General features: G+C 38.9%; 9 protein-coding genes. 2 read left to right on the top strand and 7 right to left on the bottom strand.

From position 1 onward, the window contains the following. The first annotated feature begins 6 nt into the window (after window positions 1–6). Window positions 7–624 carry an SCO family protein gene (locus tag RM549_RS04170; RefSeq protein ID WP_311681855.1) on the top strand — a complete coding sequence of 206 codons (618 nt, stop codon included), beginning with the start codon at window positions 7–9 and terminating at the stop codon, window positions 622–624. A 152-nt stretch (window positions 625–776) separates the two neighbouring features. Here RM549_RS04170 and RM549_RS04165 read toward each other — a convergent pair whose 3' ends face one another. Beyond that, window positions 777–1,817 carry a helix-turn-helix domain-containing protein gene (locus RM549_RS04165; RefSeq protein WP_311681853.1) on the bottom strand — a complete coding sequence of 347 codons (1,041 nt, stop codon included), beginning with the start codon at window positions 1,815–1,817 and terminating at the stop codon, window positions 777–779. A 240-nt stretch (window positions 1,818–2,057) separates the two neighbouring features. Between RM549_RS04165 and RM549_RS04160 the strand changes: the two genes are divergently transcribed. Further along, window positions 2,058–2,264: a hypothetical protein gene (locus tag RM549_RS04160; RefSeq protein WP_311681849.1), complete on the top strand. Its 207-nt coding sequence runs from the start codon at window positions 2,058–2,060 to the stop codon at window positions 2,262–2,264. 146 nt (window positions 2,265–2,410) lie between these two features. Here the strand turns inward: RM549_RS04160 and RM549_RS04155 are convergent, their stop codons facing one another. The 6 genes from RM549_RS04155 to RM549_RS04130 all read right to left on the bottom strand — a co-directional run bounded on the left by RM549_RS04155 (window position 2,411) and on the right by RM549_RS04130 (window position 11,673). Beyond that, complete coding sequence (locus RM549_RS04155; RefSeq protein WP_311681848.1) at window positions 2,411–3,610, bottom strand: hypothetical protein; 1,200 nt, start codon at window positions 3,608–3,610, stop codon at window positions 2,411–2,413. A 111-nt stretch (window positions 3,611–3,721) separates the two neighbouring features. Further along, window positions 3,722–5,989, bottom strand: a complete 2,268-nt coding sequence (locus RM549_RS04150; RefSeq protein ID WP_311681847.1) for a nitric-oxide reductase large subunit — start codon at window positions 5,987–5,989, stop codon at window positions 3,722–3,724. A 122-nt stretch (window positions 5,990–6,111) separates the two neighbouring features. After that, window positions 6,112–6,834: an iron-sulfur cluster repair di-iron protein gene (ric, locus tag RM549_RS04145; protein ID WP_311681846.1), complete on the bottom strand. Its 723-nt coding sequence runs from the start codon at window positions 6,832–6,834 to the stop codon at window positions 6,112–6,114. 275 nt (window positions 6,835–7,109) lie between these two features. Next, on the bottom strand, window positions 7,110–8,687 hold the full coding sequence (locus tag RM549_RS04140; RefSeq protein ID WP_311681844.1) for an NADP-dependent glyceraldehyde-3-phosphate dehydrogenase: 1,578 nt from the start codon (window positions 8,685–8,687) through the stop codon (window positions 7,110–7,112). Window positions 8,688–8,956: 269 nt separating this feature from the next. Next, window positions 8,957–10,273 (bottom strand): L-fucose:H+ symporter permease, encoded by a 1,317-nt coding sequence (gene fucP, locus RM549_RS04135; RefSeq protein WP_311681840.1) that lies wholly within the window; start codon window positions 10,271–10,273, stop codon window positions 8,957–8,959. Window positions 10,274–10,434: 161 nt separating this feature from the next. Beyond that, window positions 10,435–11,673 (bottom strand): tagaturonate epimerase family protein, encoded by a 1,239-nt coding sequence (locus RM549_RS04130; protein WP_311681833.1) that lies wholly within the window; start codon window positions 11,671–11,673, stop codon window positions 10,435–10,437. Between the last annotated feature and the right edge of the window lie 10 nt (window positions 11,674–11,683).

The raw sequence follows: 11,683 nt of genomic DNA, 5'->3' as shown, positions 1-11,683 counted from the left end.
TAAATTATGAAAAATCTAATAATCCTCTCCTTGTGTATAGCATTTTTTACCTCTTGTAACAGAGCTGATGACGGCCTCATCTTAAATGCTGAATCTGAAGATTTTACTGCTGAAGTAAATTCAGAAATTCCTGAGCTTTCTATTTATAACTTACCTTCTACCTGGACCACACAGGACGACGAACAGATTGAATTAAAAGACCTCCGAGGCAAAGTTCTGGTTATGGTGATGATCTATACTTCCTGCAAAGCAGCTTGTCCACGATTGGTTGCTGATATGCGAAATATAGAAAAACAGGTAGCTCCAAAAGATCTTGATAAAGTAAAATTTATTATGGTGAGTATAGATCCTGAAACAGATACTCCAGAACGTTTAAAGCAGTTTTCTATAGATAATTTTATGGAGGATGATCAATGGATGTTCCTTCGTGGAACTCCAGAAGATACCCGCGAATTTGCTGCTGTATTAGCTGTTAGCTATAAGCAAATATCTCCAATAGATTTCTCTCACTCCAATATCATAAGTGTTTTTGATGAAAACGGGGTAATGGTTAATCAGCAGGAAGGGCTGGGAGTGGACAATGTAGAAACCGTGGCAGCAATTAACAGGGAAATCTCGAATTAAAACTTGATATAAAATGAATTCTATAAGGATATTCTTAATTTCTGAAATCTCCGGAAGGAGAAGAAGGAAATCAGGAGTATGAAGATGCCAGCGATGCAAAATCAGAAGCAAACGGGATAGAAAAAAGCCTGAAAACAAGAAATTTTCCTAATTTATTTTTCATCCTGATCGCCTTCATCTTTTTCTCTATGGGATTTCAGAAAGTACTTAGGACTAACTCCATATCGCTCTTTAAAAATTTTGGAAAAATAACTCCTATTATTAAGTCCAATAAGGCTAACAATTTCAGAAATATTATTATCTGTGGAATATAACATTTCCTTGGCGCCATTTAATTTTACCTCCTGTACATATTTATTTACAGTAAGACCGTACAAGTGCTTAAAACCTTCCTGAAGCTTGTTCACGTTAGTCCCAACTTCTTTTGCAAGGTTTTCTACAGAATAGCTTTCACTAATATTCTCATTTATTAACCTACTTGCTTTTTCTACTTTTTCAACATCAGATTTCCTAAGTATCTGGGGCAACTCATCTCCCTGATTATCATCTTTATACTGCTGAATTTGCATGGTGAGCATTTCGAAAAGCTTTGCTTCAAGAAAAATAGAGCGCAGGAAACCATCCAGTTTCTGCGTATTAATTTCATCTACAATATCTGCCGATCTAATACTATAGTTACCCTGATAGAAAAATTTCTTTTCTGCCACAGAATCCTGAAATAATTCTTTTAAATCTTCCGGCAGACCATTAAAGTGATGATTGTCACGACGGCTAAAAATGCTCCTCATAATCTCTATGCTGGTGACATGCACTTTCTCATTAGCCCTGAATTTTAGGAGATGGCCATTATTCCCACTGCTTGATACTATTACATTTTGAAAAGTCTGGATAGTATGCCTGTCATCATCTTCGTTAAAACCATGGTCTACTTCACCTTTCGAACAAAAAATAAACTTTAATGGATGCGTTTCCTTTTTCGTAAAAGTGATTTCATAATCCTTTACGAAAGCACAATTATATTCAATCACCCCAATTCCAGATTCAAAGGTCGTCCCCCTAATAAAACCTTCTCCCAGGTTTTCGGGCAGTTCCAAAATAAGCTCCCCACTTTCCTGCTTAATTCCAATCTGCCATTGCTCTGCTAGGTCTTTAATAATATCATCTACCGGTAATGCGGTTACAGAAATCCCCATATTCAAATTTTAAATTTTTAACCCGACCTGGAGAACCTCAAATCCTCCTTTCAAATCCCCTGAGTGCAGCCAGATAGTTTCCTTGATTAATACCCAAAGTAAAAAAATTAGTCTTAGAAAAAGCTAAAATCATGTTATATATAGGATAAATAACTCCAAAAACGGCAAACCAACCAGTTTTAATAGCTCAACTTTACATGTTAGTAAATTTGGTCCAAAACCAAAGTATAAAAAGACATAATGACATATATTTATTTCTTAGGTGCTCTTGAAATTCTTGTAGTATTGGTGGTGGCCTATTCATTACTAAAGAAGTTAAAGAATGAGGATAAAGAAAAAAAATCGGGCAGGGTTTCTCCCATTTCTGTTCGGAATTTTAAATTTCCATTTTTGGGAGTGAGGCGTTCCTGCAAAAATCCGGAACACAGAGCAAAAACATTTTTTTAGCTATTTCTGAAGTTGCTATAAACTTCATACTTAATCTGATTTAAAAGAAAAAAGCGATCCTGAAGGATCGTTTTTCATTAACAGACTTCTTAAATTCGCAACGTTCCCCACTACAGGTCGATATTTGCCATTTTTGGCCTCTTCCTTTAGGAACGGATATTTTTAATCAATAATATCCCTACTGAAACCAGTATCAAAGAACTTACAAGCACCAAAAGCGGAAAATATTCACTGAAAAACGGCAATCCAAGCCACATAGAGGTCCCTTTATAGAAAATTAAAGCTTCAGAAAGCACAAAACCGGTGAAATAGAGCGAAAATACAGGTTTTGGGAGCTTCATGAGCCTAAAATGATGAAAAAAGGCAAATAATGCGATACTCACCATGCCCAAAAAGACCCAATGTAAATAACCAATGACAAAGTCGGTGTACAAAAAGGACAAATCGGCAAAATATGGGACAGCAGTAAGTAACTGCATCAGGATTTTTACAGCTATCAGCACCCCACAAATCTTCAACAGAAAGCCAACAAAAGCTGAACTCGATATTTTGAATTTTTGCCACACCTTCTTCAGCATTAAGTAAAGTTTATAGAAAGCCAATACCTGCAACACGGCCCCGGCTGCTGCCAAAATATAATAAACTGCATGCGGCTCCACCCATAGTACGGAAAGGAAAAAAGTCAGAATAATTCCGCTATTGATCAGCAGAAAAAAGTTTCTGAAATCTTTCTTTTCCGGCGTTAATTCCGCCTTATCCAGCAGGAAAAACAGAACTCCCAGCAGTACAAGTATAAACCATGCGTTGTACTGAAAATGAAGATAATAATAGATCGCCATTTTGTACCACATAGATGTTTTCCCCAAAGTAACCATTATTGCACCTAAAGCCCACGGACCGATGCTGGAAAATATCATGTACCATAACGCTGCTTTTATACATTTAAAGGAATAGGTTCCACGATAAACTACAGGTGTATGCTTTAAAACAAACCAGGCAAAAAAGTAAGATGAAACCAGAAATAGTGAAGAAAATATTATAGAAAATAAAGCATATCCCTGGAACGGAAATGTTACCAACATTCCCATAATTGTAATATTGGAAAACCAGAAAATGCGCCGGTACAGCGTGCCTTTATTTGCTTCAGTAAAATAAAGTTTATAAATAAGAGTGGTGAGTCCAATGTATACCCAGCCTAATAATGCAATGTGCGAATGGGTATGTACCACCCACCGGTAATTTGCAGCGATGGGAGTAACAAAAAAAAGCCGTAACAAAATACCCAACAGTCCTATCAGAAGGAAATAACCGAAAGCAATATTCGTATGTCGCTTTAAATTTACCATTTTTGAAAAGCTTATTCTGAAAAACTCTTTCAGCAAGATATAAAAAGCTGCTCAAAAGTCCGGACACTCCAACTTCAGAACAGCTTTTTTTTATCATAATTTACCTGAGGATTATTTTGATTCTCCTCTTGATTTTTCATCCATTGGGACTTTCTTCTTGCTGTTTAGAGAGAAAACAAACCACACAAATGCAAACAATCCTGCTGCAAAAATGGTGTCTCCCACTACCCTAAGCCATCGCAAAGTGTCCATACCCGGTTGCTGCATAAATTCTGCAGATCTCGCATACCACATCCCCTCGTTCACACTGGCAACAGTTTGTAGTAAACCTATTGGCAGTACGCTTAAAAGCACCATGAGCAACAAACCGATGTTAATAGACCAGAAAGAAAACTTCAGCAGTTTTTCGTTCCAAACCTGGACCCTGTAAAGGCTACGTAATACAAACATCATCAACCCTATTCCCAGCATTCCGTACACTCCAAAAAGAGCAGTATGTGCGTGTACGGCAGTGGTATTTAATCCTTGCATGTAGTACAAAGCAATGGGCGGATTAATAATAAATCCAAAGATACCCGCACCAAGAAAATTCCAGAATGCCACGGCGATAAGACAGTAAATTGGCCATTTATAATCCTTAATCCAGTCTGTCAGTCTGCTTAACTTGTAGTTTTCATAAACTTCATATCCAATTAAAACCAGCGGTACAACTTCCAGCGCGCTAAAAGTAGCTCCCAGCGCCATAACCGCTGTTGGTGTTCCACTAAAATACAGGTGGTGAAAAGTTCCCAATATTCCTCCTGAAAGGAAGATTATGGTTGCCAGCAGCACACTTAAAGTTGCAGTTTTCGTCCGCAATAATCCCAGTCTTACAAAAAGGAATGCTGAAACCACAGTCGCAAAAACTTCGAAGAAGCCTTCTACCCAAAGGTGTACCACCCACCATCTCCAGTATTCTGCAATGGCCAGGTTCGTCTGGCGTCCCCACATTAAGCCCGCACCATAAAACAGTGCAATTGCTGCGGAAGAAACCAAAAACATGATCAATAAATTCCTTTCTGAAGTTTTACTTCGTATTACCGGCAACAAAGGGCGCACCATTAAAGCCAGCCATAAGAACAGACCAACTAAAAGGAATATTTGCCAGAACCGGCCTAAATCCACGTATTCATAACCTTGGTGACCAAACCAGAAATTCTCTGCCAATCCTAATTTTTGCATAATTCCCATCCATTGTCCGACCATAGAACCAAGAACAATGATTAGAAGACAGATGAAGAGAAAGTTTACTCCCAGCTTCTGAAATTTAGGATCTTTACCTGAAACCGCCGGAGCAATATAGAGACCTGTGGCGAGCCATGCTGTCGCAATCCAGAGGATTCCCAACTGCACGTGCCAGGTTCTGGAAATAGAGTACGGAAGGATATCTGCGATATCAAATCCATAAAAAGCATCACCTTCTACCCCATAATGGGCGGTAACCACACCAAACGTAACCTGAATAAGGATAAGAAGGCTTACCACCCACATATACTTTTTCACTGCAAGCATAGACGGAGTAATTGTCTGCCGCATAAGCGGATCTTCCACCGGAAGTTCCGGCTCCTCCTCTTCTTTCATCCTCGCATGATAGAATACCATCACTCCAATCCCGAATAGAAGAAGGATAATACTAAAGCCAGTCCAGATAAGAAGATCCCCGGTGGCTTTATTTCCCACAAGCTCGTCAGGAGGCCAGTTATGAGTGTAAGAAACTTCGCTTCCTGGTCTTTCTGTCACAGTTGCCCAGGTTGCCCAGAAAAAGAATCCCGTCATTTGATGCATCCGGTTTTCATCCTTTACAGAATTTGGTGGGATTGCATAATCTGCCCTTAGCTCATCCAGCTCGGGATTCTCCATAAAGAGGCCCTTGTAATAATCATTTAAATAATCTACAGCGTCAGCTCTTACGGGTGAAATGGTGATTGTACCATTGCCTTCATCATACGTGTTTTTACGCATTTCAATTTGCAAACGCCTCTCCAGTCCTGCCTGTTTTTCGCTGCTCAAATCTTCGTAAGATGTATTATACTCAGCTTCTGCCCAGTGATTGAGGATAAAAAGAGCTTCCCGGTGAAGCCAGTCGGCAGTCCAGTCTGGAGCGGTATAGGCACCATGGCCCCAAATGGATCCAACTTCCTGGCCACCTATACTTTGCCATACATTTTGACCATCTTTAATGTCCTGGCCTTCAAAAACTACTGTCCCTTCTGTGGTAACAATTTTCTCTGGAAGAGGTGGTGCTTTTTGATAAATTTCAAAACCATAGTAGCCAAGAACCGCAAAGGACGATACGGTTATAAGAATAAAAGTAATCCAGAGTTTTTTTTCTTTACTCATAAAATTATAGTTTAAAAAAAGAGGCAAAGTTGGGATTTTGCCTCTCAAGAATGCACAGGCTTTTTCTGCTGAAAATGGGGGAGATTCAGTTTACGGACTGTGCAAAATAAAACTTCAGTTAATTATTGATTTAGTTCTTTTTCCAGCTGTAAAGCCTTTGGGAATAGAATATTGTTTTCCAGGTGCACGTGCTGATGTAAATCCTGCTCGAATTCTTCAAGTTTTGCATAGAAAGCACGATAAGTGTTACAAGCACCTTGTGGCGGAGTATAATTATTGCTGAGTACAGAGATTTTGCGGAGTAGTTCCCCGGCTTCTTCGTGCTCTGCTTCCATCATCTTAATAGGGTTGACCACCGTTCCAAAATGTGCTTCGGGTAAAGCACTACCTTCTTTTTTAGCTTTCACCATTTTCTTGATAAACGGAAACAAAATTAATTCTTCTTTTCTTAGATGTCCTCCCAGCTCTGTAGCAACCAGAGAAAACAACTGCTGGATTTCTTCAAGCTCGGTATAATGATGACCATGTACTTTATTTACCCTTGCGGCATACTGTATGAGCAACGGAATATTTTCTTCTACATAACTATGGTGTACATTAATGATATGATCTGTAAGAAAATCCAGTTCCCAACTGTTGTAATTGGTTGCGCGGCTGTTCGTGTTATCCACGTTTAGCAAGTCTCTTTCAAGATCGGTATAATTGATATTTGCCTTTTCACAAGCCTTCTGGATACTAATCCCACCACCGCAGCAAAAATCGATGCCGTATTTTTTAAAAATATGGGCGGTTTTAATATTTTCGGTAACAAGGTCTGCAACTGTTTTTGTTTCGAGAGTATTCATAACTTTAGGTTTTAATTCTACTTATTCTACGATACAAAGTTGCAGAAACAGTTATCCGCCGGTTATGATTCTAATCATAATGAAAAAAATTCCTTCGGAAGAAGAAATCAGGAATAATGAAGTATTATAACCTTCAGTAATAGAAGACCTTCAGCATAGATTTTTCAGCAAAAAAAACCGGAAGCTGAAAATGGAAATTATCGCCTTTCAGTTTCCGGTAGTGTATAATTTAGATTTAATTTCTTCAGCTAAAACAGCTTCTGAAGAATTTAGAATTACAAAATATAATCTGTATTAACAAAATTAGATTCTTTACTTGCAAGCAATTTCTGCAGGATATCGTTGTTATATGGATTGTCCTTGGACGCTACAAAAGTCCTTATCGAGAACGATCTTAAAGCATCATGAACGCTTAAAGTACCCACGGCAGAATCTTTTCTTCCTGTAAACGGAAAAACGTCTGGCCCACGCTGGCAGGAGCTATTTAAGTTCACCCTACACACCAGGTTCACCAAAGTATCGATTAATGGAGCAATCTGCACAATATCCTTTCCAAAAAGGCTAACCTGCTGACCGTAATTTGAATCAGCAATTTCATCCAGTAAATCTTCAATAGAGTTGAAAGATTTAATCGGAATCACAGGTCCAAATTGTTCTTCCCGGTACACCCGCATATCCTGCGTCACCGGATAAAGCACCGCCGGAAAAATATAATTATCAGAAACCTGTCCGCCTTTAGCGTTCAATATTTCAGCGCCTTTGTCTTTGGCATCGCTAATTAATTCCTGAATATACTGAGGTTTATCTGGTTCTGGCAACGGAGTAAGTTGCACTTTTTCTTCCCATGGATTTCCGAATTTTAACTCGTCCACTTTTTGAGCAAAACGCTTGTTGAATTCCTCGCGGATATCTTCATGAACATGAATAATTTTAAGCGCGGTACAACGTTGACCATTAAAAGATAATGTTCCGGAAATACATTCCGCAATCGCTAAATCCAGATCTGCATCTGGAAGTATAATAGCAGGATTTTTCGCCTCCAGGCCAAGAACCAGCCTCAACCTGTTCTTATGCGGATGCTGATCCTGCAAAGCTATTGCAGATTTACTATTCCCAATTAAAGCCAGCACGTCTATCCTACCAGATTTCATTATTGGGGCGGCCACTTCCCTTCCTCTTCCGTAGATTATATTTACTACGCCCGGAGGAAAGCTGCTTCTAAAAGCTTCCAGCAACGGAGATAATAGGAGTACCCCATGTTTGGCGGGTTTAAAAATTACAGTGTTCCCCATTATTAATGCTGGAATTAATAAGGCAAAGGTTTCATTTAGCGGATAATTGTACGGACCAAGGCACAAAACAACACCTAACGGACCACGACGAATATGTGCATTCACATTATCACGTTTTGAAAACTTGGCGCTATCCCTGTCCAGTTGCTTATAATCTTCTATCGTATCGTAAATATATTCTACAGTACGGTCAAATTCTTTTTCTGAATCGGGTAAAGATTTCCCAATCTCCCACATAAGTAGTTTTACTACCTTCTCCCGCTGAGTCTTCATCTGCTCAACGAACTTTTCCATGCACTTAATCCTGAAAGCTACTTTGGAAGTTGGCCAGGTGCCTTTCCCTTTGTCGTAAGCCTTACAGGCATATTCCAGAACTTCCAAAGCCGTAGCCTGATCCATATGTGGCACCGTTCCAAGCAAGGTTTTGCTATAATCTGAAGTTGATGAAATTGTGGAGTGTACTTCATCTTTTTTGCCGTTCCAGGGCTTAAGCTCTCCGTTCCCCAAATAGGTTTCCTGATGTAAAAGCTCGTCAATTTGAGAATAATTTGAATTACTCATAATTCATGATTGGTTTGAAAAAAAATTATAGAATTTATGTTAGTATTACCTGTGCAAGAGAACCTATATTACGCATTTTGCAAAAAAAATATTCGAAATCATACATCTCTTTTCAAATTGTCCTAATAATTACAACATTTAAGAGGTGCACTAAAGTTTTATTTCAAAAAAATTATATAATAGAAAACCCAAAATACTGAATGTAAACATTTTGATGATCATATAAATCTTTTCAGAATTAAAAAATTTAAACAGAAAAGGAAAATGATTTATTCCTGAAAAATCATCCTCTTTTTTGAAGCCCAGAAACCATACATCATAATAATTAGAAAACACAATGCAGGTAGGATAAAGGAAAAATTCACTTCAGAAACACCCAGGATTTTGTAATCGTCTACGGCAGCACCGCCCCAATCGATAATCATCCCCTGCAGCTTTGGCATTAAGGCGCCACCTACAATTGCCATAACCAAACCCGCAGCTCCTATTTTAGATTCCTCTTCCTTTAAACCTTCCAGGGCAATACCGTAAATAGTGGGAAACATCACAGACATAAATAAAGAAGTAGCTACAAGGCTGTAAAGACCCATTGTTCCTTCTAGAAAAATTACTGCTAAACAACTCAGCACCCCCAAAACAGCAAAAACGCCTAATAGTTTCCCCGGATTCATAAATTTTAAAAGGTAAGTTCCTATGGCGCGGCCAACAGTAAAAAAAATAAATGCTGCTAGCTGGTAATTAGCTGCAACACTGCTGGAAATATTAATAGATTCGGCATATTGATAAATGTATGTCCAGCACATAATTTGAGCACCCACATAAAGAACTTGTGCAAATACACCTAAATAATAACGCTTATTGCTGACCAAACCCGAGAAGGTTTCAGATAAGGACGGGATACCTCCCTCCTCTTTTGCCTGCGGCATCTTGTTAACTACAATAAGAACAAACACTAAAAGTACCACAAGACCCAGCACCACATAAGGATCGCGAATTACCATTAAATCTGTTGTCCTTATAACAGTTTTCTGAATCTCCTCTAACTGGGAATAACTGGAAATATCATCTGATCTTAGCTTATCCAGAATAAAAAACTTTGCCACCAGTAATCCGGCTAATAATCCTACCGGATTAAATGCCTGGGCAAGATTGAGCCTTTGTGTCGCAGTTTTTTCCGGTCCCATGGACAGGATATAAGGATTTGCCGTAGTTTCTAGAAAAGCGAGACCAAATGTAAGAATGTATAATCCAAGGCAAAAGAACCAGAATTGTTCTGAAGTTGCCGCAGGATAAAACAAAAGAGCTCCTGTAGCATATAACCCCAACCCGATAAGCACACCGGTTTTATACGAATATTTTCTTACGAATAACGCCGCCGGTAGCGCCATACAAAAGTATCCGCCATAAAACGCCATTTGAACCCAGGCTGCCTGGGAATTACTTAGTTCCAAAACCTTTTTAAAAGCCTGAACCATAGGATCTGTCACCGCATTTGCAAAGCCCCAAAGAGCAAAAAGAGTAGTAATAAGTATAAATGGCAGAAGAAACTTCTTCGGAACAACAGGTAACTTTTGCGTAGTAGACATTAAACCGGTTAATATTTTTTAAATATGCTCAAATTATTTAAATAATCTGCTGCTCCTGTTCAGGTCTTCTAGAGGCAAGAGAAGAAAGGAGAGACCGCTCACGGATTTACATTTTTAACTTCATACCTCAAGATAGATCGAAAATTGCCAATTTCGCCACCTCATTCAGAAAAAAGTGGCTTCAAATGCCTTTCGAAAAGATTATAAGTCACATTTTCCTCAATTTTATCCCGATGTTTAACCAATAACTCTGAAAAATCCTCTTTTTCAGCAGCTATTTTGTAAGCACAGTGAATCAATTGCCGAAAATTGGCATTATAGGCATCAGACTTTTGGTCGTGGCGTAGAGCATTTGCAAATTCATTTCCGTTATTAAAGCTGTCTGCAGCAGGAAGCTTTTCGCGATCTATAGAAAGTACCGAAATGTAATCTTTTGTTAGTTCTTCATAACGTTCTAAAGCTTCGGCATAGATTTGCTTTGCAAAATTGAAGGCCTCGCCTTCACTTTCTGCTAAACCAATTAATTCTTCCAGCCACGTCGTGCCGGCAGTTTTTAAATGCAGTCCTGTATTGTGTTTCGAAATCAATTTTTGCATCACCGGATAGATGGAAAATTTATCGCTCCCGCTATGTACGCTGAGTTTCAGGTTTTCGGGAAGTCCGAACTCTTTTATGGCAAATTTCAGCACTAAAAGATCTTCTTCAAACTCTTTTTCAAATTGTTTGAGGTCACCTCTGTAGTCAATTCCTTTATTAAATTCCCCGGTGAATTTAGGCGCGATCGTATTTAACGGCACCTCATAAAAAGCAAGGGCAGCCAGGATAAATAAAAGTTCTACAGGAGATTGCGGCTCTGCCACTTCATCTATAGAAACTTCAGTATAAAAATCTTCTGGTTTTTTGGTTTTTATATGCTGATAAACCCCTCCTGCTTTTTTCATGGCAAAGAGGAAATTATTCAGCATATCTTCAAGCCGGGCCTCAGAAATGTCAATTTTCGATGCTATTCCTTCAATTTCAATTCCGTTTGTGTATTTCGAGAAAAACTGAAGAAAAGCTTTCTTTTCATCTTCCGGAGCTTCTTTTCCTATAAAATCGGCTACATCTATCGTAAAAAAATCACTAACGGGAATGTAAGGATCAACAGTTTTTAGGTTGATGTGATCTGCATCCACAAGATAAGCACCCGTGTAGCTTAAGGATTTAACAGCCAGATCTGCCTCTTTACGCGTGTTGGCAGCTGTTGTACCCACTGTTTCGTGTTCGCGGTTGGATTTGTTCCAGACTGGCGTAACCTCCACGCCCAAATCCATCATTTTTAAAACAGCTTTTAACTGCGCTTTTCCTTCTTTGCCAAACCGGTCGCCCGTTCCAAACGAATATTTGCCTAATTTCCCCATTGTTACTGAT

Origin of the sequence: Autumnicola patrickiae (genome assembly GCF_031846525.1) — a bacterium.
GTDB classification, from domain to species: Bacteria; Bacteroidota; Bacteroidia; order Flavobacteriales; family Flavobacteriaceae; genus Autumnicola; species Autumnicola patrickiae.
This window is presented reverse-complemented; position numbering and strand designations above follow the sequence as displayed.